General features: G+C 67.7%; 18 protein-coding genes. All 18 read left to right on the forward strand.

Going from position 1 to position 22,434, the window contains the following annotated elements:
- Position 1 precedes the first annotated feature (1 nt).
- Positions 2–991, forward strand: a complete 990-nt coding sequence (gene rsmH, locus FHW94_RS16170; protein WP_210425723.1) for a 16S rRNA (cytosine(1402)-N(4))-methyltransferase RsmH — start codon at positions 2–4, stop codon at positions 989–991.
- Positions 988–1,797, forward strand: a complete 810-nt coding sequence (locus FHW94_RS16175) for a hypothetical protein (protein WP_168556853.1) — start codon at positions 988–990, stop codon at positions 1,795–1,797. Before rsmH ends, FHW94_RS16175 begins: the two co-directional genes overlap by 4 nt.
- Positions 1,794–3,533: a penicillin-binding protein 2 gene (locus FHW94_RS16180; protein ID WP_168556854.1), complete on the forward strand. Its 1,740-nt coding sequence runs from the start codon at positions 1,794–1,796 to the stop codon at positions 3,531–3,533. The genes FHW94_RS16175 and FHW94_RS16180 overlap by 4 nt, the downstream gene beginning before the upstream one ends.
- Positions 3,530–4,996 carry a UDP-N-acetylmuramoyl-L-alanyl-D-glutamate--2,6-diaminopimelate ligase gene (locus FHW94_RS16185; protein WP_168556855.1) on the forward strand — a complete coding sequence of 489 codons (1,467 nt, stop codon included), beginning with the start codon at positions 3,530–3,532 and terminating at the stop codon, positions 4,994–4,996. Before FHW94_RS16180 ends, FHW94_RS16185 begins: the two co-directional genes overlap by 4 nt.
- Complete coding sequence (murF, locus tag FHW94_RS16190) at positions 4,993–6,471, forward strand: UDP-N-acetylmuramoyl-tripeptide--D-alanyl-D-alanine ligase (protein WP_168556856.1); 1,479 nt, start codon at positions 4,993–4,995, stop codon at positions 6,469–6,471. Before FHW94_RS16185 ends, murF begins: the two co-directional genes overlap by 4 nt.
- A 13-nt stretch (positions 6,472–6,484) precedes the next feature.
- Entirely contained in the window at positions 6,485–7,549 is a 1,065-nt protein-coding gene (mraY, locus tag FHW94_RS16195; protein ID WP_168556857.1) for a phospho-N-acetylmuramoyl-pentapeptide-transferase, read from the forward strand.
- The gene (gene murD / locus FHW94_RS16200; RefSeq protein WP_168556858.1) at positions 7,546–8,841 is read left to right on the forward strand and encodes a UDP-N-acetylmuramoyl-L-alanine--D-glutamate ligase; all 1,296 of its coding nucleotides are present in this window, start codon (positions 7,546–7,548) and stop codon (positions 8,839–8,841) included. The genes mraY and murD overlap by 4 nt, the downstream gene beginning before the upstream one ends.
- A gap of 104 nt (positions 8,842–8,945) precedes the next feature.
- A complete protein-coding gene (locus FHW94_RS16205) occupies positions 8,946–10,097 on the forward strand; it encodes an FtsW/RodA/SpoVE family cell cycle protein (protein WP_210425725.1) in 1,152 nt (383 codons plus the stop codon).
- Entirely contained in the window at positions 10,094–11,296 is a 1,203-nt protein-coding gene (murG, locus tag FHW94_RS16210) for an undecaprenyldiphospho-muramoylpentapeptide beta-N-acetylglucosaminyltransferase (protein WP_168556859.1), read from the forward strand. The genes FHW94_RS16205 and murG overlap by 4 nt, the downstream gene beginning before the upstream one ends.
- Positions 11,293–12,717, forward strand: a complete 1,425-nt coding sequence (murC, locus tag FHW94_RS16215; protein ID WP_168556860.1) for a UDP-N-acetylmuramate--L-alanine ligase — start codon at positions 11,293–11,295, stop codon at positions 12,715–12,717. The genes murG and murC overlap by 4 nt, the downstream gene beginning before the upstream one ends.
- A gap of 104 nt (positions 12,718–12,821) precedes the next feature.
- Positions 12,822–13,727, forward strand: a complete 906-nt coding sequence (gene murB, locus FHW94_RS16220; RefSeq protein ID WP_349237536.1) for a UDP-N-acetylmuramate dehydrogenase — start codon at positions 12,822–12,824, stop codon at positions 13,725–13,727.
- Positions 13,724–14,686, forward strand: coding sequence for a D-alanine--D-alanine ligase (locus tag FHW94_RS16225; protein WP_168556862.1), 963 nt, complete (start codon positions 13,724–13,726; stop codon positions 14,684–14,686). Before murB ends, FHW94_RS16225 begins: the two co-directional genes overlap by 4 nt.
- A 2-nt stretch (positions 14,687–14,688) precedes the next feature.
- Complete coding sequence (locus tag FHW94_RS16230; RefSeq protein WP_168556863.1) at positions 14,689–15,651, forward strand: FtsQ-type POTRA domain-containing protein; 963 nt, start codon at positions 14,689–14,691, stop codon at positions 15,649–15,651.
- Between the two features lie 7 nt (positions 15,652–15,658).
- The gene (ftsA, locus tag FHW94_RS16235; protein ID WP_168556864.1) at positions 15,659–16,942 is read left to right on the forward strand and encodes a cell division protein FtsA; all 1,284 of its coding nucleotides are present in this window, start codon (positions 15,659–15,661) and stop codon (positions 16,940–16,942) included.
- Between the two features lie 204 nt (positions 16,943–17,146).
- Positions 17,147–18,598 carry a cell division protein FtsZ gene (gene ftsZ / locus FHW94_RS16240; RefSeq protein WP_168556865.1) on the forward strand — a complete coding sequence of 484 codons (1,452 nt, stop codon included), beginning with the start codon at positions 17,147–17,149 and terminating at the stop codon, positions 18,596–18,598.
- A 125-nt stretch (positions 18,599–18,723) separates the two neighbouring features.
- Positions 18,724–20,775 carry an SPOR domain-containing protein gene (locus tag FHW94_RS16245; protein ID WP_168556866.1) on the forward strand — a complete coding sequence of 684 codons (2,052 nt, stop codon included), beginning with the start codon at positions 18,724–18,726 and terminating at the stop codon, positions 20,773–20,775.
- Between the two features lie 289 nt (positions 20,776–21,064).
- Positions 21,065–21,568, forward strand: a complete 504-nt coding sequence (locus FHW94_RS16250; RefSeq protein WP_168557011.1) for a YbjN domain-containing protein — start codon at positions 21,065–21,067, stop codon at positions 21,566–21,568.
- 15 nt (positions 21,569–21,583) lie between these two features.
- Positions 21,584–22,390: a pyrroline-5-carboxylate reductase dimerization domain-containing protein gene (locus FHW94_RS16255; protein WP_168556867.1), complete on the forward strand. Its 807-nt coding sequence runs from the start codon at positions 21,584–21,586 to the stop codon at positions 22,388–22,390.
- Positions 22,391–22,434 lie beyond the last annotated feature (44 nt).

The raw sequence follows: 22,434 nt of genomic DNA on the forward strand, positions 1-22,434 counted from the left end.
TCTGCCGCCTTCCGCGCTCGTGCCCGTGCAGGCCCCGCACATTCCCGTGCTGCTCGATGAAGTGATCGCCGCGCTTGCCCCACAGGCCGGTGACGTGATCGTCGACGGCACGTTCGGCGCGGGTGGCTATACCCGCGCGATCCTGGCGCAGGGCGCCACGGTCCACGCCTTCGATCGCGATCCCGATGCGATTGCCGCCGGGCGCCTGTGGCCCGAAACCCAAGGCGCTGCGCCCACGCTGGTGCTGCATCCGCGCCGCTTTTCGGAAATGGCAGAGGCCATGGCGGAGGCGGGCATGGCCCAGGTCCAGGGCGTGGTGCTCGATATCGGCGTCAGCTCGATGCAGCTCGACCAGCGCGAGCGCGGCTTTGCCTTTTCCAGCGACGGTCCGCTCGACATGCGGATGTCGCAAGACGGGATGAGCGCGGCCGACTTCCTCAACGAGGCGGACGAGGCCGAAATCGCCGACGTGCTCTATGTCTATGGCGAAGAGCGCCAGTCGCGCCGCGTGGCGCGTGCCGTGGTGGCGGCCCGGCCGCTCACCACCACCGGCCAGTTTGCCGCCGTGGTGCGCAAGGCGCTGGGCTATCGTCCCGGCGCGGCCAAGGATCCGGCCACGCGCAGCTTCCAGGCCGTGCGCATCCATGTGAACGGTGAACTGGACGAGTTGCGCGCCGCGCTCGATGCGGCAGAGCGGCTGCTCGCGCCGGGCGGGCGTCTGGCCGTGGTCAGCTTCCACAGCCTGGAAGACCGCATCGTCAAGCAGTTCCTGCGCGAAGCGGCCGGCGCCACGCCGTCGGGCTCGCGCCATCTGCCGCCCCAGGCACAAGCCTTTGCCGCGGTGTTCGAAAAGCCTTCGGCGGCGATCCGTCCGGGGGCCGAGGAAGAGGCACGCAACCCGCGCGCCCGGTCTGCCACCTTGCGCTGGGCGGTGCGAACCACTGCCCCCGCGCGCGCGTTTTCGCAAAATGCGGGGAGCCTTTCGGCATGATCCTGTCTGCCCAACGCCTGCGGTCGATCGGTTGGCTGGCGCTGCTTGCGGTATGCGGCGCGCTGGTCATGATCCTGTCTTTCCGCGTCAATGCGCTGCGCAGCCAGGTGCACCGTGCCGAAGGGCAGATCGTCGCGCTCAAGCAGCAGAAGATGTACCTGGAAACCGAATTCGAAACACGCGCCAACCAGCAGCAGTTGAAGGCGTGGAATGACCTGGAATTCGGCTATGTCGCGCCCGTGGCCGGGCAGTACCTGGAAAACGAGCGCCAGCTTGCCGTGCTGAGCAAGCCGGCCGAACCCGATGCCCCCGCGCCGATCCGCGTGGCGACGGTGGATGACAGCGTGATTGCCGCCGCCGCCTTCCCGGCATTGTCGGGCGAGCATGCCGGCGTGCGCCCGCTGGCCGAAACGCACGAGGCCGAGCGGGATGGCGCCGGGGGCGACGATGGGGGCGCTGGCAAGCCGCGCAACCGTGCGCTCGACCATGCCGAAGCCACCGCGACGCTTGCCGAAAAGCTTGGCACGCTGCACGCCCCGAGTGCGAGCAAGGCCGCGCACAAGCGGGATAGCGGCGACGAAAAGGGCGAAAAGCGCGACAAGGCCCCGGCCAAGCGCGTGGCAACGGTGGAGAAGGCCAAGCCCCAGGCTTCCCGCGATACCGGCGCCCGGACTAAGGCTGTGGCCAAATCCGCCAAGGCGGACAAGGATGACGGCAAAGGCAAGGCGAAAGCCAAGCCGGCCGTGAAGACTGCACAAAAGACTGCCCATACGGATCGCAAGACAGGAGTGAAGACGAGCCGGTGAACCAGCTTACCGCCTCGGCAGCCATCGCCACGGGCCGCGTCCAGCTGGCCAGCGTGCGCCAGCGTTCGCTGGTCACCGCCAAGGTTCGCGTCCTGGTGGTGGCTGTCGGCTTCATCTTTCTCACCCTGACCGCGCTGGTGCGGCTCACCCAGCTGGGGCTGTTCGAGCAGGCGCCCGATCGCCGCTCGCTGGCAGAGGCGCTCTTGCCGCCGCGTGGCGAGATCACCGATCGCAACGGCGTGCCGCTGGCCCGTGCGTTCCCGTCCTATTCGCTGTGGTTCAATCCCAAGGCGCTGGGCGAGGGGGGCAATCCCCTGGTAAAGACGCCCGAGGAAGTGGCCCGCGCGCTGGTCCAGATATTCCCCGATGCCGATTACAAGGACCTGGTGGAGCGCCTGAAATCGGGCAGGGGCAGCTACTTGCGCAAGCGCGTCCTGCCCGAGGAAGCCAACCGCGTGTTTGCCTTGGGTGAACCCGCGCTGGAATTCCCGCGTGAAAACCAGCGCTATTACCCGCAAGGCTCGCTTGCCGCGAACGTGCTGGGCTATGTCGATGAAGAAGGCCAGGGCCACGTCGGCATGGAGCAGGTGCTCGAGCCGCGCCTGCTCGATCCCGCACAGCGTGGCACGCCGGTGGCGCTTTCGCTCGATTCGCGGGCCCAGGGCGCGCTGGAAGACGAACTGCTGCGCGGCATGCAGGAAAGCAACGCCAAGGGCGCGGCGGGCATCGTCCTGGATGTGGACAGCGGCGAAGTGGTGGCGCTGGCCTCGTTGCCCTCGTTCAATCCCAACCGATCGGATCGCGCGTTCAACGACCTCGTGTTCAACCGCGTGTCGAACCAGGTCTACGAGCTTGGTTCCACGTTCAAGCCGATCACCATTGCCGCTGCGATCGATGCGGGCGTGGTCACCGACCTGTCGGTACGCTATCCGGCCGGACCCCTGCATATCGCCGGGCGCACGATCCACGACAGCCACAATTTCGGCGCCTCGCTCAACGTGCCCGAGGCGCTGATCCATTCATCGAACATCGTCACTGCACAGGTCGCCGACAAGCTGGGCGGCCCGCTGCTCAAGCGCACGATGATGGCGCTGCACATGAACCAGCGCCCCACCATCGAACTGCCGGCGCGCGGCTTCCCGCTGTGGCCGCACGGCGAAAACGCGGCTGGCGACTGGAGCCGGATCACCACCATGACGGTCAGCTATGGCCACGGCATTGCCGTCACGCCGCTGCACCTGGCCTGTGCCTATGCCGCGCTGGTCAATGGCGGCATCTGGCGCCCGGCCACGCTCTACAAGGTGGACCCGGCGCATGTGCCGGCCGGCACGCGCGTGTTCAAGGCGTCCACGAGTGCGCGCATCCGCCAACTCTTGCGCATGATCGTGGCCGATGGCACGGGGCGCAAGGCCGATGCCTCGGGCTTCCGCGTGGGCGGCAAGACCGGCTCGGCCGAAAAGCCGGGCAATGGCGGCTATCGCAAGACGTCGCTGGTGGCGACGTTTGCGGCGGCCTTCCCGATGGACAAGCCGCGCTATGTGGTCATCGCCATGCTCGATGAACCGCAGGGCACGGCGGCCACCTCGGGCCAGCGCACGGCGGCGTGGAACGCGGCGCCGATCGTGGGCCGCGTGGTGCCGCGCATCGGGCCGCTGCTGGGCGTGGTGCCGGACGCCAGCCGCGACGTGGATATTTCTGACCTTTCGCCGTTGATCGGCAGTGGAGATGGTGAATGAAGCTGGGTTTGCTGGCACGGTCTGCCGGTGTTGCGCTGCCCCAGGCGGCCGCCGAGATCAATGTGACCGGCTTTGCCATCGACAATCGCAAGGTGGCGCCGGGCACGGTGTTCGGCGCCTTTCCCGGCGCGCAGGTCAATGGCGAGGATTTCATTCCCGCCGCGATTGCCGCCGGTGCGATTGCCGTGGTCGCCCGGCCGGAAGCCCGCGTCGAAGGGGCCGTGCACCTGGCCGATGCCAACCCGCGCCGCCTGTTTGCGCACTTGGCCGCGCCGTTCTTTGCCCCCGTGCCCGAAACCGTGGCGGCGGTGACCGGCACCAACGGCAAGACCTCGACCGTCGAAATGACGCGCCAGCTGTGGCGCATGGCCGGGCACGCCGCCGCCTCGATCGGCACCTTGGGCGTGACCACTGCCGACGAAAGCGTTTCCACTGGCCTTACCACGCCCGATATCGTCACGTTCCTGGCCAACCTGCATGGCCTGGCGCGCGAAGGGGTGAGCCATGTGGCTTATGAAGCCTCCAGCCACGGCCTTTCGCAGTTCCGCAACGAGGGGCTGCGCGTGGTGGCCGGCGGGTTTACCAACCTCAGCCGCGACCATCTCGACTATCACGAGACGATGGACGCCTATTTCGCGGCCAAGATGCGCCTGTTCGATGAAGTGGTGGCCGATGGCGGCAGCGCCGTGGTCTGGGCCGATGACGCGTGGAGCGACAAGGCCCTGGCCCATGTGGCGGCGCGCGGCCTCAAGGCGATCACCGTGGGCGAAAAGGGGGACACCATTCGCCTGGCCGGCCGCACCCCCACGCAACTGGGCCAGGTGCTTGAACTCGTGCACCAGGGCGCCACCCGCAAGGTGACGCTGCCGCTGATTGGCGCGTACCAGGCGGCCAATGCCCTGGTGGCCGCAGGCCTGGTGATCGCGAGCGGCGGCGACGCGGGTCGCACGCTCGATGCGCTGGCACGGCTGCAACCGGTGCGCGGGCGGCTGGAACGCGCGGCGATCAGCCGCGTCGGCGCGCCGGTCTATGTCGATTACGCGCACACCCCCGATGCCATCGAAGCCGCGATTGCCGCGCTGCGCCCGCACGTGGGCGCGCGACTGATCACCGTGATCGGCGCGGGCGGCGATCGCGATACCGGCAAGCGCGCACCGATGGGCGCGGCGGCCTGCGCCGGGTCCGATCTGGTGATCGTGACCGACGACAACCCGCGCGGCGAAGATCCTGTGGTGATCCGCGCCGCCGTGATGGCCGGTTGCGATGGCAAGGCGGTGGAAGTGGCCGACCGCCGCGCCGCGATTGCCGCGGCCGTCAGCCAGGCCGGCGCGGGAGACATCGTGCTGGTGGCCGGCAAGGGACACGAACAGGGACAGATCGTGGGGCGTGGTGAAGCAATGCGGGTCTTGCCGTTCGACGACGTGCAGGTGGCCCGCGAATGCGTGGGAGAGATAACCGGATGAGCGCAACCGCCGCCCTGCTCGATTGGCCGTTGGAGGCCGAGGACGATACGCCGCTGGCGCTATGGAGCGCGAGCGAGATCGCGGCGGCAACCGGGGGCAAGGCCTCTACCGCCTTTGCCGTGAACGGGGTGGCGTTCGACAGCCGCGAAGTGATGGAAGGGGACTTGTTCCTCGCGCTGCGCGGCGAAAGCGCCGACGGCCATCGCTTTGTCACCGGGGCTTTCGGCAAGGGTGCGGCCGCCGCGCTGGTGGAGCATCCCGTGCTGCACCCGCATGTGCTGGTGGAGGACACCACTGCCGCGCTCGATGCGCTGGGCCGCGCCGCCCGCGCGCGATTGGCGCCCGAGGCGCGCGTGATCGGCGTGACCGGATCGGCGGGCAAGACTTCGGTGAAGGAAGCGCTGTTCGCCGCGCTCGACCGGGGCAGCCGGGGCCGCGCGCACCGCTCGGTGAAAAGCTACAACAACCACGTCGGCGTGCCGCTCAGCCTGTCGCGCATGCCGGCGCGCACGCAGTTTGGCGTGTTCGAGATGGGCATGAACCACGCCGGTGAGCTTTCCGCGCTGACGCGGCTGGTGCACCCGCACGTGGCCATCGTCACCACCATCGCGCCGGCCCACATCGGCCATTTCAGTGGCGAGGAAGCGATTGCCGACGCCAAGGGCGAGATTTTCGAAGGGCTGGAGCCGGGCGGGGTGGCGATCATTCCGGCCGACAGCCCGCACTACGAGCGCCTGCGCGCCAAGGCCGCGCAACATGCCGGAACGATCATTGCCTTTGGCCGTGCCGCCCATGCCGATGTGCGCCTGCTCGACGTGGTGGCCGCGCCCGGCGGCGGTTCGCTGGTCACCGCCGACCTGGGCGGCTTTGGCGAAGGGGGCGGCAAGCTGTGCTACACCGTCGCGCAGCCGGGCGATCACTGGGTGATCAACTCGCTCGCCGTGATGGCGGCGGTGCGCGCTGCGGGTGGAGACCTGGGTGCGGCCGGCCTGGCGCTGGCGGAAATGGAAGGGCTGGCCGGGCGCGGCGCGCGCCATGCCATTGCCGCCCCCGGCGGCGATGGCAGCGGTACCGCGCTGCTGATCGATGAAAGCTATAACGCCAATCCGGCATCAATGGCCGTCACTCTGGCGGGCCTGGGCGCCACACCGGCGGCGCGGCGCATTGCCGTGCTGGGCGCGATGCGCGAACTGGGCGCCGACGAGGATCGCTATCACGCCGACCTGGCCGGGCCAATCCTGGCGGCGGGCATTGCCCACGCCGTGCTGGTTGGGCCCGAAATGGCGGCATTGGCCGCCGCATTGGGGAAAAGCAGCGGCACCGCGCTTGCCGCGTCGCTGCAAGTCGATCATGTGCACACGAGTGCCGAGGCCGCAGACGTGCTGGCCCGGATCGGCATTGCGGGCGGGGACGCCATCCTCGTAAAGGGTTCGAATTCGGTTGGTCTGGGCGCGCTGGTAAAGGCGCTGGCCTGACAAGGAACGGTGAATGCTCTATCTCCTGGCTCACTGGCTGCATTATGAAGGCCTGACCAATCTCTTCCGCTACCAGTCGTTTCGGGCCGGGGCCTCGCTGCTGACCGCGCTGATGATCGGGCTGTTGATCGGCCCGCGTTTCATCAACATGCTGCGCATCCGCCAGGGCAAGGGCCAGCCGATCCGCGAGGATGGGCCGCAAACCCACCTGGCCAAGCGCGGCACGCCGACCATGGGTGGGCTGATGATCGTGACCGCGCTGGTCCTTGGCCTGCTCATGTGGATGGACCTGTCGAGCCGCTATGTCTGGGCCTGCCTGATCGTCACGCTCGGTTTCGGGCTGATCGGCTTTCTCGACGATTACGACAAGGTGACGAAGTACGCGCACCAGGGCGTGCCGGCCAAGGTGCGCCTGCTGCTCGAATTCGTGATTGCCGGCATCGCTGCCTGGCTGGTGGTGACCGAGACGAACCTCTATGTGCCGGTGTTCAGCAACCTCTATATCCCGCTGGGGCCGTTCTACTTCGTGTTTGCCGCCTTCGTCATTGTGGGCGCGGGCAATGCCGTGAACCTGACCGACGGGCTCGACGGCCTGGCGATCATGCCGGTGATCATCGCCTGCGGCACCTTTGCGATCATCGCCTATCTCGCCGGTCGTGCCGACTATGCGCATTATCTGGGCATTCCCCATGTGCCGGGCGCGGGCGAACTGGCGATCTATTGTGCGGCGGTGATGGGCGCGGGCCTTGCTTTCCTGTGGTTCAACGCGCCGCCGGCCGCCGTGTTCATGGGCGATACCGGCAGCCTGGCGCTGGGCGGCACGCTGGGCGTGATCGCGGTGGCCGCGCACCATGAAATCGTGCTGGCCATCGTGGGCGGCCTGTTCGTGATGGAAGCGGTCTCGGTGATCGTGCAGGTCTTCGTCTACAAGCGCACGGGCAAGCGGGTGTTCCGCATGGCCCCGATCCACCACCATTTCGAACAGCTCGGCTGGAAGGAATCGACCGTGGTGATCCGCTTCTGGATCGTCTCGATCGTGCTGGCCCTGCTCGGTCTTGCCACGCTGAAGGTGCGATGATCGTCTCGTCCGCCTTTGCCGGAAAGAAATACGCCGTGCTCGGCCTGGCGCGCTCGGGCATGGCCACGGTCGAATGCCTGCTCGCCAGCGGTGCCCACGTCACGGCGTGGGACGCGCGCGAGGAACCGCGCGCCGCGCTGGAAGGGCGTGCCACCCTGGCCGACCCCCTGGCGATCGACCTCGCCGGATTTGCCGGCGTCGTGGTGTCGCCCGGCGTGCCGCTCAACCGCCATCCCATTGCCGCCCATGCGCGCGGTGCTGGGGTGCCGGTGATCGGTGACATCGAGCTGTTCGCCCAGGCCCGCGCCGACCTGCCCGCCCATCGCGTGGTGGCGATCACCGGCACCAATGGCAAGTCCACCACCACCGCGCTGACCCATCATCTGTTGCAGGCTGCCGGCGTGCCCAGCCTGATGGGTGGCAATATCGGCAAGCCGATCCTGGAGCAGCAGCCCTTGCCGGCCGGCGGGGTCTATGTCCTGGAACTGTCGAGCTACCAGATCGACCTGACCCAGCGGCTCGATGCCGATGTGGCCGTGCTGCTCAATGTCAGCCCGGATCACCTCGATCGCTACGATGGCTATGATGCCTATGTCGCGTCCAAGGCGCGGCTGTTCGGCATGCAGGCGCATGGCCACCTTGCGCTGGTGGACATGCGGGCAGAGCTTGAAGACGATGTGCTGCGCTTTGCCCCCGAAGGCACCAACTTCCAGTTCATCAACGGCATCGACCTGCCCGGCGATCCGGCGCAATGGCCCAGCTTGCAAGGGCCGCACAACCGCGCCAACGCTGCCGCGGCGGTGGGGGCCGCGCGCTATCTCGGCCTTGACGAGGCGATGATTGCCGCGGGCCTCAAAAGCTTCGTTGGGCTGCCGCATCGCATGGAACGCGTGGCGGAAAAGAACGGCGTGCTGTTCGTGAATGACAGCAAGGCCACCAACCCGGCCTCTACCGCGCCGGCGCTGGCGGCGTTTCCGCGCATCCACTGGATCGTGGGCGGGCTGCCCAAGGGCGACGACCTTGATGAGTGCGCGCCCCATTTCGGCCACGTCGTGCGCGCCTATACCATTGGCGAGGCGGGCCCTCGCTTTGCCGAAATCCTGGAGCCGGTCATGCCGGTGACCCGGGCCGAGATGCTGGGCGATGCCGTGCGCGCCGCGATGGAGCAGGCCGTGCCGGGCGATGTCATCATGCTCTCGCCGGCCTGTGCCAGTTTTGATCAGTTCCGCGATTTCGAGGCGCGTGGCGAATGCTTCCGCCAGATCGTGGCAGCCCTGACGGCGGGGAGTTGACCGGCATGCCTTCTGGCGGGCCCGTTGCCCCTCCGCCGACCGGTCCGGTTCCGGCGTCTGCCGTTGCTTTGCCCACCGCCGCGCCCGCCACTTCGGCCGGCGCCATGCAGCGCTTTCGCCGCACCCGGCGCAGCGAGCTGGTGATCTGGTGGCGCGAGATCGATCGCGTGCTGCTGGGCCTGATCCTCGTGCTGATGATCGTGGGGGCGATTGCCGTGGCGGCGGCCTCTCCCGCCAGCGCGCATCGCCTCTCCACCCATCAGAAAGCGCTGGGCGATCTCTATTTCTTCTGGCGCCAGCTGGAAATGCAGGCACTTGGCCTGCTCGGCATGTTTGCCGTCTCGCTGCTGCCCAAGGATGCCGCGCGCCGCGCCGCGATCATGCTGGCCGGGGTGATGATCATTGCCCTGGTGCTGGTGCCGATCATGGGCACCGAAGTGAAAGGCGCCAAGCGTTGGGTGCTGGGCATCCAGCCGTCGGAATTCCTCAAGCCCGGCTTTGCCATTGCCGTGGCATGGATCCTCTCGTGGAAAGTGCGCGATCCGCACATGCCGGTGATCCGCCTGTCGATGGTGCCGATGGCGTTGGTGGCCGTGCTGTTGATGGCGCAGCCCGATTTCGGCTCCACCGTGCTGTTCGCCGGCGTGTGGTTCGTGCTGGTCCTGCTTTCGGGCCTGCCGCTGGCGCGCGTGGGCTGGGCTATGGGCGGCGCGATCGCGGCTGTGGTGCTGGCTTATCTGCTCTATCCCAATGCCACGCACCGCATCGACAATTTCCTTTCCGGCGGGGCAGAGTTCGACCAGGTTGACCTCGCCATGCGCACGCTGGTGGCCGGCGGGTGGAGCGGCACCGGGCTGTGGCTGGGCGCGCGCAAGAATGCCCTGCCCGAAGCGCATACCGACTATATCTTCTCGGTGATCGGCGAGGAATTCGGCCTGATCTCGTGCGCTATCGTCGTGATCCTCTATTGCGCCATCGTGCTGCGGGTGCTGCTGCGCCTGGTGGACGAGGAAGACCTGTTCACGGTGCTGGCCGCCACGGGCCTGACGGCGCAGCTTGCCGGCCAGGCTTTCATCAACATCCTCGTCAACCTGCAACTGTTCCCGTCCAAGGGGATGACCTTGCCGCTGATCAGCTATGGCGGCTCGTCCACCATTGCCTTGCTGATCGGCGTGGGTTTCCTGCTCGCCATCACGCGCCGCAACCCTTATCTGACGCGCGAAACCTTTCACCTGGGCGAACTGACGCGCAAATGACTGCACAACATCAACCCGGCGTATCGCGCCACTTCGTGCTGGCGGCCGGGGGCACGGGCGGGCACATGATCCCGGCCTTTGCCCTGGCCACCGAACTGCATGCACGCGGCCACCACGTGGCGCTGATCACCGATGCGCGCGGCGCCAAGATACCCGGCAAGCCCGATTTCCTCACCGCGCATGTGCTGCCCGCCGGACGGCTGGGCAAGAACCCAGTGGCCTTGTTCAAGGGGCTGCGGGCCATTCTGCGCGGCCGGTCGATGGCGTTGCGGCTGTTCGAAAGCTTTCAGCCGGCCTGCGTGATCGGTTTTGGCGGCTATCCCGCGCTGCCCGCGCTGCTCGCCGCCCGCGCTGCCCGCATTCCCACGGTGATTCACGAACAGAACGCCGTGCTGGGCCGGGTGAACCGCTATCTGGCCAAAAGCGTCGATGCCATCGCCACCGCTTATCCCGAAGTGGAACGGCTCGATCCGCGTTTCTGGGGCAAAGTGCATCTGGTGGGCAACCCGGTGCGCCCCGAAGTGCTGGGCCTTCGCGGGGAGCCGTTCCCCGAATTTTCCGAAGACAGCCTCTTCCGCGTGCTGGTCACCGGCGGCAGCCAGGGCGCGTCGGTTCTGGCGCAAGTGGTGCCCGATGGCCTCGCCATGCTGCCGCCTGCGCTGCGCCATCGCCTGCAAGTGACACAGCAATGCCGCCCGGAAGACCTGGAAGCGGTGCGCGCGCGCTATGCCGCGCATGAAATTCCGGCGGAACTGGGCACTTATTTCGAAGACATGGCCAGCCGCCTGGCCGGCGCGCACTTGTTCATCGGCCGGGCCGGGGCGTCGACCATTGCCGAACTCACTGCCGTGGGCCGCCCGGCGATCCTGGTGCCGCTGCCCATCGCGACCGACGATCACCAGGCCGCCAACACCCGCGAAATGGTCAAGGCCGGCGGGGCCCGTGCGATTCGCCAGACGGGTTTCAGCCCCAAGGAACTGGCCAAGCAGATTCAGGCCATGGCGATGAATCCGGCAGGCCTGGGCCATGCCGCCCATGCCGCGTGGAATTGCGGGCTGCCCAATGCCGTGCAGGATCTGGCCGACCTGGTCGAAGGGTTTGGCGGCGCCCCGCTAATGGATGTGATCCGGGTGGATGCGGCCTCGACCGCCCCGGCAACTGCTGGCGCCGGTGCGCTTGCGCTGGAGAATGAAGCATGAAGGGCGTCGGCGTCGAAATCGGCATGATCCATTTCGTCGGCATCGGCGGCATCGGCATGTCGGGCATCGCCGAAGTGATGCACAACATGGGCTATGCCGTGCAGGGGTCCGACATGGCGGAAAGCTATGTCGTCGAAGGGCTGCGCGCGCGCGGCATTCCGGTGATGATCGGGCAGCGCGCGGAAAACGTCGCGAACGCGCAAGTGGTGGTTACCTCCACCGCCGTGAAGCGGGACAATCCCGAAGTGGTCGCCGCACTCGAAGCGCGCATTCCCGTGGTGCGCCGCGCGGAAATGCTGGCCGAACTGATGCGGCTGAAAAACACCGTGGCTGTGGCCGGCACGCATGGCAAGACGACCACCACCTCGCTGGTGGCCTGCCTGCTCGATGCCGGCGGGGTCGATCCCACGGTGATCAACGGCGGCATCATCAATTCCTATGGCTCCAACGCCCGGCTGGGCGATAGCGACTGGATGGTGGTGGAAGCCGACGAGAGCGACGGTTCGTTCCTGCGCCTCGACGGGACGATCGCGGTGGTCACCAATATCGATCCCGAGCATCTCGATCACTATGGCTCGTTCGACAAGGTCAAGCGCGCTTTCGTGGAATTCATCGAGAACGTGCCGTTCTATGGCGCGGCGATGCTGTGCATCGACCATCCCGAAGTCCAGGCGATCATTCCCCAGGTGCGCGATCGCCGCGTGGTGACTTATGGCTTTTCCGCCCAGGCCGACGTGCGCGGCGAAGGCGTGACCCCGGTGCCGGGTGGCAACCGCTTCACCGCCGTGCTGCGCCAGCGCGACGGCTCGTTCCAGCGGATCGAGGATATTCACCTGCCCATGCCCGGCCGCCACAACGTGCAGAACGCGCTGGCCGCGATTGCCGTGGCGGTGGAAATGGGCGTGCCGCACGATCTGGTGCGCACCGGCTTTGCCAAGTTCGGCGGGGTCAAGCGCCGCTTCACCAAGGTGGGCGAAGTGGCCGTGGACGGCGGCGACGTGGCGGTGATCGACGATTACGGCCATCATCCGGTGGAAATCCGCGCCGTGCTCGCCGCCGCGCGCGAGGGCGTGCGCGGCCGCGTGATCGCCGTGGTCCAGCCGCACCGCTTCACCCGCTTGCGCGATCACATGGAAGATTTCCAGGGCGCGTTCAACGATGCCGACGTGGTCTATGCCGCGCCGGTCTATCCCGCCGGGGAACAGCCGATCGAGGGCGTGGACAGCGCCGCGATGGTCGAAGGCATCAAGGCACGCGGCCACCGCAGCGCGCACCTCATCGCCGGTGCCGAAGCGCTCGCCGTCGAACTGGCGCCGCAATTGCAGGCGGGCGACATGATCGTGTGCCTGGGGGCGGGGGATATCACCAAGTGGGCCGCCGGGCTGGCCGGGGCGATCACGGCGTTGCGGGGTGAACGGTGATGTCGGGCTTGGGCCAGCACCACCCCCCGGCCTCCTCCTCTGAAGAGGAGGGGGAGCAGAACGCCAATCCCCCCCTTCTCTTCAGAGGAGGGGGCCGGGGGGTGGTGGAAACCACAAGCAACCTCAAAGGCAAGCTCACCCCGAACGCCCCGCTCGCCCCGCTGGTCTGGTTCAAGTCTGGCGGCAATGCCGATTGGCTCTACGAACCCAAGGACGCGGCGGACCTGCAAGGCTTCCTCGCTGCGCTCGCGCCAGAAGTGCCGGTCATGGCGCTGGGTCTTGGTTCCAACCTCATCGTGCGCGATGGCGGGGTGCCGGGCGTGGTGGTGCGGCTGGGCAAGCCCTTTGCCAAAGTGACCGCGCTTGATGCCGTCACGCTCGATTGCGGGGGCGGGGCTTCGGGCATTCTGGTGTCTTCCACCGCGCGCGACGCCGGGATTGCGGGGCTTGAGTTCCTGCGTTCGATCCCCGGCACGGTCGGCGGCTTCGTGCGCATGAACGGGGGCGCCTATGGCCGCGAGGTGAAGGACATTCTCGTCGATTGCGACGTGGTGCTGCGCTCGGGCGAGCTGGTGCGGATGGACTTGCCCGAGCTGGGCTATGCCTATCGCCATTCCGACCTGGCCGATGGCGCCATCGTGGTTTCGGCGCGCTTTCGCGGCGAACCGGGCGAGCCGGCGGCGATCCAGGCGGAGATGGACCGCATTTCCGCTGCGCGCGAGGCCAGCCAGCCGCTGCGCAGCAAGACCGGCGGATCGACGTTCAAGAACCCGGAAGGGCACCGCGCCTGGGCGCTGGTCGATGCCGCCGGTTGCCGGGGCCTAACCATTGGCGGCGCACAAGTGAGCGAGAAGCACACCAATTTCCTGATCAACACCGGGCATGCCACCAGCACCGAGATCGAGGCGCTGGGCGAGGAAGTGCGTGCCCGCGTGAAACAGTCACAAGGCGTGGAGTTGCAGTGGGAAATCAAGCGGGTAGGGCGCCTGAAGCAAGGGGATCCGGCATGACAGATCTGCCCCGGCTTCATGTGGCGGTGCTGATGGGCGGCTGGTCCAGCGAGCGGCCGGTTTCGCTGACCAGCGGCGAAGGCGTGGCCAGCGCGCTGGAGGCGCGGGGCCATAAAGTCACGCGGATCGACATGGGCCGCGACGTGGCGCTACGCCTGGCAGAGGCGGCGCCCGACGTGGTGTTCAACGCACTGCACGGCACGCCTGGCGAAGATGGCACGGTGCAGGGCATGATGGACCTGATGGGCCTGACCTACACCCATTCGGGCCTGGCCACTTCGGTCATCGCCATCGACAAGGAGCTGACCAAGCAGGCCCTGGTGCCCCACGGCATTCCCATGCCCGGCGGGCGCGTGGTCAAGACGGCAGAGCTGTACAGCCACGATCCGCTGCCGCGCCCCTATGTGTTGAAGCCGGTGAACGAAGGCTCGTCGGTGGGCGTGGCCATCGTCACCAACGAAGGCAATTACGGCAATCCGATCAGTGCCGAGGCGCGCGGCCCGTGGCAGGAATTTCCCGAACTGCTGGCCGAACCGTTCATCCGCGGCAAGGAACTGACCACGGCGGTGCTGGGCGATCATGCGCTGATGGTCACCGAATTGAAGCCCAAGACCGGCTTTTATGATTTCGATGCCAAGTACACCGACGGGCTGACCGAGCATGTCTGCCCGGCGGAAATCCCTGATGAAATCACCCAGGCGTGCAAGGACATCGCCCTGCGCGCGCACAAGCTCTTGGGTTGCAAGGGCACCAGCCGTTCCGACTTCCGCTGGGACGACGAGCGCGGGGTGGAAGGGCTGTTCCTGCTGGAAGTGAACACCCAGCCGGGGATGACGCCGCTTAGCCTGGTGCCCGAACAGGCCCGGCACATGGGGATGGACTATCCTGACCTTGTCGAGGCGATCGTGGCCGAGGCGCTGAAAGACGCCGCCGCCAAGGCGAAGCAAGGAGCCGGCTGACCATGGCGCAAACGATCCGGCGTGGCGGCAAGGGCGTGCGGCGGGTGGCCGCGCAGCGCGGGGCCAAGGCCAAAGTGCAGACGGCGCGCAAGCAGACCGGCTCTGCCATCGGCCATGTCATGCGCGTGCAGCCTTTCAGCGAGGAAACGCTGCACCGGATCATGTTGACGGCCATTCTCGCCACCGCCGCGGTAACGGTGTGGACGGTGGCCAACATCGCCGGCGTGCCGGCGCTGGCCGAAGCGCAAGTGGCGCGCATGGCCCATGGCGCGGGCTTCGATGTGAAGCGCGTGGAAGTGCGCGGCGTGCGCCGGATGAGCGAGCAGACTATCTATGAAAAGGTGCTGGGCCAGCGCGACCAGGCGATGTCGCGGGTGGACGTGGCCGCCTTGCGCGAAACCCTGCTGACGCTGCCCTGGGTCAAGGATGCGCGCGTTTCGCGCCAGTTGCCCGATACGCTGGTGGTCGATGTGGTGGAGCGCACGCCACACGGCGTGCTGCGCAAGGGCGACCAGCTCATGCTGATCGATGAAACCGGGCACGAGTTGGAGCCGGTGAGCCAGGCGCGCGCCAAGGGCATGTTCGTGCTGTCGGGCGATGGTGCCGCGGCGCGCGTGCCCGATCTCAACCGCCTGCTCGATGCCGCGCCCGCGCTCAAGCCCCAGGTGGCCGAAGCGGAATGGATCGGCAATCGCCGCTGGAACCTGACGTTCAAGACCGGCCAGGTCCTTGCCCTGCCCGAAGGCGAAGACGAAGCCGCCGCCGCGCTGCTGGAATTCGCGCGGATGGATGGGGTCAACCGCCTGCTGGGCGGCAAGGTTTCCAGCTTCGACATGCGCGCCAAGGACCGCACGTACCTGCTCGTGCCAGGCCACTCTGACGAAATGGCGCAGGAACAGCGCGACAAGGTCGCTGCCAAGGCCAAGGCCAAGGCCGCCGCTGCCGCCGCCAAGACCAAGGAATAAGCCGCCCGTGGCAGCCCCTCGCATCACCAAGGTCTTTGCCGCGGTCAATCTTGGCTCGTTCCGTACCTCCGCGATGATCGCCGGGCTGTCCGAAGCGGGCGAACTCGTCGTGCTTGGCTCGGGCCACCGCGCTTCGCAGGGGATCAAGCGCGGCTATGTGGTGGATATGCTTGCCGCCACCCATTCGGTGCGCGACGCGATCGAGCGGGCCGAGAAGATGGCCAACACCTCGATCACGCAAGTGCTGGTCGGCTGTGCCGGGGCGGGGCTGGCCAGTTCCACCGCGCAAGTGGAAGTGGAAATCGGCGGACGGCGGATCGAGGACGACGATATCGCGCACCTGCTGGTGGCCGCGCGCGACGTGATCCAGCCCGACGGGCGCACCGTGCTCCATGCCCAGCCGGCGCACTACACGCTCGATGGCGCGCACGGCGTGCCCAATCCCAAGGGGCTGCATGCTGATCGCCTGGCGGTGGATATCCACGTCATGCTCGCTGATGGCGCCCCGATCCGCAACATTCGCGAGACGGTGGAGAACGCCCACCTCAAGGTCGATGGCGTGGTGGCCGCGCCCGTGGCCGCCGGCCTTGCCTGCCTGGCCCAGGAGGAGCGCGACTTGGGCGTGGCCCTGGTCGATTTCGGGGCGGAAGTGACCACGGTTTCGGTCCACGCCGGGGGCATGCTGCTGGGCATGCAGGTCCTGCCGTTCGGATCGGGGGACATCACCGACGCCGTGGCCTCGGCCTTCGGCATCCGCCGCTATCAGGCCGAACGGCTCAAGTGCATGTCGGGCTCGGCCATCGCCAGCCCTGCCGACCATCGCGAGATGATCCCGGTCAACGCGCCGGGCGATCCCGAAGGGGCAGGGCCGATGGCGCGTCATGCCGACGACAAGAACCGCATTCCACGTGCCGAGCTGATCTCGGTCATTACCCAGCAATTGGGCCATTTCACCGACGAGCTGGGCCGCTGCCTCAAGGCCATGGGCTTTACCGGCACGCGCGGGCAGCAAGTGGTCTTGACCGGTGGCGGTGCGCAACTGCCGGGCCTGGCCGACTATGCCCAATCGGCACTGGGGCGCCCGGTGCGGATCGGCGCGCCGCCGGCCATGCTGGGCCTGCCGCAGGGCCACGCCACGCCCAGTTCGTCCACGCTGGTGGGTCTGGTGCTCTATGCCGCGTCCGACCCGATCGACATTCGCAAGCTGACCGCGGCCAGCCAGGGCGCCGGCGCCACCACGCTGTGGGGCATGGGGCGGCGGATCGCGCGCGCGCTCAAGGAGTATTTTTAGACGCTGATGCCACCGATCCGGGGCTTTCGTCGCACGAAGCAACCGGATTGGCCGATTTCGGGGCCAAATGGCCAATCGATCTTGTGGAAAAGCGCCGATCGCCTTTGATTCGATGAAACGTTCCGTGCCAAAGCTGGAAAATCCACATTTCGGCCATTCCGGCCCCAGACCCATCCCACTGCCAAACCCGAAAGGGAGACCGACATGAGCATCAACATCGGACCGCCGGCCATCGACGAGCTTCGGCCCCGTATCACGGTGATCGGGGTGGGTGGCGCTGGCGGCAACGCCATTGCCAACATGATCAGCGCCAATATCGAAGGCGTCGATTTCGTGGTCTGCAACACCGACGCGCAGGCGCTGAACAATTCGATCGCGGAAAACCGCATCCAGCTTGGCCCGGCGATCACGCAGGGCCTGGGCGCCGGCGCCCGCCCCGAAGTGGGCCGTGCGGCGGCAGAGGAAACCCTGCCCGAACTCGAACGTGTGCTTGATGGCGTGCACATGGTGTTCATCGCTGCCGGCATGGGCGGCGGCACCGGCACTGGCGCTGCGCCGGTGATTGCCGAGGCGGCGCGCCGCAAGGGTGTGCTGACCGTGGGCGTGGTGAGCAAGCCGTTCCTGTTCGAAGGCACGCGTCGCATGCGCTCGGCCGAAACCGGCATCGAGGAACTGCAAAAGCACGTCGATACGCTGATCGTCATTCCCAACCAGAACCTGTTCCTGGTGGCCAAGGCCGAAACCACGTTCAAGGAAGCGTTCCAGCTTGCCGACGAAGTGCTGCAGCAGGGCGTGCGTTCGATCACCGACCTGATGATCATGCCCGGCCTGATCAACCTCGACTTTGCCGACGTGCGCTCGGTCATGGGCGAAATGGGCAAGGCGATGATGGGCACGGGTGAGGGCGAAGGCCCCAACCGTGCGCTCGAAGCGGCCGAACGCGCCATTGCCAACCCGCTGCTCGATGGCGTTTCGATGCAGGGCGCCAAGGGCGTGATCATTTCGATCATCGGCGGCGACGACATGAAGCTGCTCGAAGTGGATGAAGCGGCCAACCACATCCGCGAACTGGTCGATCCCAACGCCAACATCATCTGGGGTTCGGCGTTCAATCCCGATCTCAACGGCAAGATCCGCGTGTCGGTGGTCGCCACCGGCATAGAGCAGAGCGTGGAACAGGCCGAACAGGCTGCCCGCCCGGTGAACCTGCCCGGCGCCGCGCGTGGCCCGTCGTTCACGCCGGCCGCGCCGCCGCGTCCGGCGATTGCCACGCCCACGGCCCAGCCTGCGGCTCCGGCCCCCGTTGCCGCCACGCCGCCGCCGGCCGCTCCGGCCTGGACGCCCGAGCCCGAAGCGGCACCGGCTGCGGACGATCCGCTCGACCTGACGTTGGACCTGGGTGCCGATCCGGCGCAGGACTACACGATCGATCCCGCGCCCACCGCGCAAACCCCGCGTCTGGGTCTTGGCGGCGGTGCCGGGGGTGAGGCTGAACGCCCGACCCCGCGCGTGGGTGGCGGGGCAGGGGGCAGCACCCTGTTCGAGCGGATGGCCAATCTTTCGCGCGGCGCCGCCCGCACGGAAGAGAGTGAAGAAGGCGAAGATGCGTCCTCGCTCAGCATCCCGCGCTTCCTGGGCCGCCAGAACAATCAATGATCCCCGGCTCATGAATTTCTGGGCAATCGTTCTGGCTTGATGCCACACCATGCCGCCACTTTCCCCCGTGAGAGTGGCGGCTTGTTGTTCTGGCTTAAGCGACAATGCGCTAAGGCGGCGCCAAGATGACTTTTGAAACCTCTCCCGCTCGCCCGTTTTCCGCTTTGGCGGCCGTGCTGCTGATGGCGGCGCCGCTGCCGCTGCTGGCGCAAGACCTTTCGCAGATGCCGCAGCAGTCGGTGCTGGATACGCCGGGCAGCCGCACCGCGCGGCCCGTCACCCGCAGCACCACTCCGCCTGCGCCCACGCCGACCTACACCGGGGCGCCGCTGCCGATGGTCTCCAATCCGGTGGTGCAGCCGCTTCCCACCGTGTCGCGCCCGGTGGTCCAGGCCGTGCCGTCGGGGGGGGATGGCCAAGGCCTCAACGCCGCGCTGGCCCGCCTGGCCCAGGATCCGCGCAATCCCGAGGCTCTGCTCGATGCCGGCAATGCTGCCATGGCGCTGGGCGACGTGGATGCCGCACTGGGTTTCCTGCGCCGCGCCGCCGACGTGGCGCCGGGCAATGGGCGGATCAACGCCCAGCTCGGCAAGGCGCTGTTGCGTCACAACGAACCCTTGCCTGCCATTCGCGCCTTTGACGAGGCGGAGCGCAGCGGGGCAGACCTGGCCGGCATGGCCGGGGATCGAGGCCTGGCGCACGACTTGGTGGGCGATAACGCGATGGCGCAGCGCTATTACCAGCAGGCCCTGGCCCGTGCGCCCGATGCCGAGATCACCCGGCGCCTGGCGTTGAGCCTGGCGATCGGGGGTGATCGCGCCAGTGCCGAAAAGGTGCTGGCCCCGCAGATTGCGCAGTCGGATCGCGCCGCCTGGCGCGTGCGCACCTTTATCCTGGCGATTGCCGGGCAGCCTGACGAAGCCGTGGCCGTGGCCAATTCGTCGATGCCGCCGCAATTGGCCGCAGGCATCGCGCCATACTTGCGCTATCTGACCCGGTTGACCCCGGCACAGCAGGCGGCGGCTGCCAATTTCGGCCGCTTTCCCCGCGCGGCCGATATCGGCCGCGACGATCCGCAGATCGTGCAATATGCGCAAAGCCATCCGCGCCAGGCGCCCGTGCTCGTGGCGCAGGCCCAGCCGGCGACTCTGCCCGCTACCGCGCCCGTGCGTCGCGATCGGCGTGGGCGGGTGATCCCGGCGCCCGCCACGGCAACGGCCAGCGCCTCCACCACGCCCGGCACAGCCACGGCGGGCGTGGCGCGGCCCACGCAACTGGCGCAGGCCACGCCACCCAGTCCGCCCGCCGCGTCCGGTGCATATGCCGGTCCGATCGTGGACGTCATCCCGCGTCCTGCGTCGCCGCCGGCAGCCCAGCCGGTCACCGCGTCCACCGCCCCGGCCACTGCTACGCCGGCGCCGGCCATAGTGCTGCCGCCCGTGCCGCAGGCCTCGGCAGCGGTGCCCGCATCGGCGCCCGGCGTGCCGCCGCATCCCACGCCGGTGCAGGTGGCCCAGGCCGCGCCCGTGCCGGCGCCCACGCCATCGTCCACACCTTCCTACACGCTGCCTCCGCAAGCCGCGCCTCAACCGGCGCCGCAAGCGGTGCCGCCGGCGCCTTCGCCCGATGGCTTTGCCGCGCTCTTCGCCGGTTTCGCCGCCCCGGCCGAAGAGCAGCAGCGGCCGACCGTTGCCGTCGATCTGGCCGCGATCCAGGCCGCCAACGAGCGTGCTGCTGCCGAAAAGGCGGCGGTCGAGGCGCGCCAGGCGGCCCAAGCCAAGAAGCTGGCCGACGCCAAGAAAGCCGCTGCCGACAAGAAGGCTGCGGCCGAAAAGAAGCTGGCCGATGCCAAGAAGGCCGAGGAAGCGCACAAGGCCAAGGAAGAGGCCAAGCGGCTTGCCGCCAATCCGGCGCGCACCTGGGTTCAGGTGCTGACCGGTGGCAACCGCGCCAAGATGGGCAAGGAATGGGCCGGGCTTCAGGCCAAGGCTCCCGAATTGCACGGCCGCAAGGCCTATGTCACATCGTGGAACCGGGTCTATCGCCTGGTCACCGGGCCATTTCCCAGCGATGCCGCCGCGCAGGAATTTGTGGCCAAGCTCAAGGCAAAGGGCGTCGGTGCCTTCCAGTTCGACAGTCCGGCCGGGCAAGCGATGGACGGTGTTTCTGCAAAGTAGGACGGTGTTGAGAAATCGCCCCTCCTTTTCGCAAGGAGGGGTTGGGGGTGGTGCGAAGCCTTGCGCCAGGGTTCGATCACCCGCCAACCCGCTCCTCTAACGAGGAAGGGGAGCGATTGACCTGCTTGTCCACAAGTTTTGCACAGCCTTGTCGAGTTTTGCCCAAGCCTGGGCTAACGGTCGATTGTCGGCGGCAATTCGCTCCGCGATGGATCGAATGGAAACCACGGCTGCCGGCAACGGCGTCGGCATTGTCGCCGGCATGGGCACCGTGTGAGGGGGCGTGATGATGCGAACCGGCCACGACGACAGCGACCGCGACGACGCCGCGCCGGTGGACATGCTCGCTTCCCTGTTCGAAGCGCGGGGCTGGCCCTGCGAATTCGTGTCGGACGATGAAATCCATGGGGAAGTGCAGGGCTCCTGGGCCACGTACCAGTTGCGTTGCATCTGGCGGCCCGAGGATCATGTGCTGCAGATCCTCTCGCTGCCCGACATTCGCGTGCCCGATGACAAGAGGGCTGCGATGTTCGAAGTCATGGCGCTGATCAACGAGCAGGTCTGGCTCGGCCATTTCGACATCTGGTCCAACGGCAGCGTGCTGCTCTATCGCCACGGGCTGATGCTGGGCGACGACGGCCTGCTCAGCCTGCACCAGGCGCAAGTCGCCATCGAGGCGGCGGTGGACGAGTGCGACCGCTTCTACCCCGCTTTCCAGTTCATCCTCTGGGGTGACAAGAGCCCGGCCGATGCGCTGGCCAGCGCGCTGGTCGATGCCGCTGGCGAAGCCTGACGGAGCCTTTTGCTGATGACCTATTCCTTCCTTCAGTTCGGCTGCGGCAACATGGGCGGCGCCATGCTCACCGGCTGGCTGGCCAGCGGCATTGCGCCGGCGGCCTTCACCGTGGTCGATCCCCATCTGCCCCAGGCGCCAGCGGGCGTGCGCCTGCTGCGCAATGCCCCGGTGGGGGAAGCGCCGCCGCGTTTCCTGATGCTGGGCTTCAAGCCGCAGGGCCTGGCGGCTGCGGCCCCGGCAATCGCACCCCTGGTGGGTGACAACACTGTGGTGCTCTCGATTCTCGCAGGGGTAGACCTCGCCACGCTGCGCGCGCGCTTTCCTGGCGCGGCGGCGGTGGTGCGGGTGATGCCCAACCTGGCCGCGGCGCTGGGCAAGTCGCCCATCGCGCTGGTGGGCGATGGCACCGACGCGATCAATGCCGAAGTCACGCACCTCATGGCGCCCCTTGGCACGGCCGAATGGCTTTCGGGCGAAGACCAGATGGATCTGGTGACGGCGCTGGCCGGATCGGGCCCGGCGTTCATCTATCGCGTGATCGATGCGCTGGCAGCAGGCGCTGCGGCGCTGGGCTTGCCGCGCGATCAGGCAGACCGGCTGGCCCTCGCCATGGTCGATGGCGCTGCGGCATTGGCCGCTGCGTCCGACTATGGTCCGGGAGAACTGGCGCGTCGCGTGGCCAGCCCGGGTGGCACCACGCAAAAGGGGCTCGACGTGCTCGATGCCGATGATCGCCTGGCGCTGCTCATGCAAGACACCTTGCGCGCGGCGCGCGATCGCAGCGCTGAAATGACCCAGGAAGCCCGCGCCGCCGGCTGACCTGGCCTGCTCGGGAATGCATCCGTAAATACACTTTGTCACAC

The sequence above is a fragment of the Novosphingobium sp. SG720 genome, assembly GCF_012275365.1.
Classification (GTDB): Bacteria; Pseudomonadota; Alphaproteobacteria; order Sphingomonadales; family Sphingomonadaceae; genus Novosphingobium; species Novosphingobium rhizosphaerae.

Coding starts and splice junctions, on each gene's coding strand:
- murC (WP_168556860.1), top strand. CDS start 11,293: ATGAAGGGCGTCGGCGTCGAAATCGGCATGATCCATTTCGTCGGCATC.
- FHW94_RS16250 (WP_168557011.1), top strand. CDS start 21,065: ATGCGAACCGGCCACGACGACAGCGACCGCGACGACGCCGCGCCGGTG.
- FHW94_RS16230 (WP_168556863.1), top strand. CDS start 14,689: ATGGCGCAAACGATCCGGCGTGGCGGCAAGGGCGTGCGGCGGGTGGCC.
- FHW94_RS16245 (WP_168556866.1), top strand. CDS start 18,724: ATGACTTTTGAAACCTCTCCCGCTCGCCCGTTTTCCGCTTTGGCGGCC.
- murF (WP_168556856.1), top strand. CDS start 4,993: ATGAGCGCAACCGCCGCCCTGCTCGATTGGCCGTTGGAGGCCGAGGAC.
- FHW94_RS16205 (WP_210425725.1), top strand. CDS start 8,946: ATGCAGCGCTTTCGCCGCACCCGGCGCAGCGAGCTGGTGATCTGGTGG.
- FHW94_RS16175 (WP_168556853.1), top strand. CDS start 988: ATGATCCTGTCTGCCCAACGCCTGCGGTCGATCGGTTGGCTGGCGCTG.
- murD (WP_168556858.1), top strand. CDS start 7,546: ATGATCGTCTCGTCCGCCTTTGCCGGAAAGAAATACGCCGTGCTCGGC.
- FHW94_RS16185 (WP_168556855.1), top strand. CDS start 3,530: ATGAAGCTGGGTTTGCTGGCACGGTCTGCCGGTGTTGCGCTGCCCCAG.
- FHW94_RS16255 (WP_168556867.1), top strand. CDS start 21,584: ATGACCTATTCCTTCCTTCAGTTCGGCTGCGGCAACATGGGCGGCGCC.
- FHW94_RS16225 (WP_168556862.1), top strand. CDS start 13,724: ATGACAGATCTGCCCCGGCTTCATGTGGCGGTGCTGATGGGCGGCTGG.
- murG (WP_168556859.1), top strand. CDS start 10,094: ATGACTGCACAACATCAACCCGGCGTATCGCGCCACTTCGTGCTGGCG.
- mraY (WP_168556857.1), top strand. CDS start 6,485: ATGCTCTATCTCCTGGCTCACTGGCTGCATTATGAAGGCCTGACCAAT.
- ftsZ (WP_168556865.1), top strand. CDS start 17,147: ATGAGCATCAACATCGGACCGCCGGCCATCGACGAGCTTCGGCCCCGT.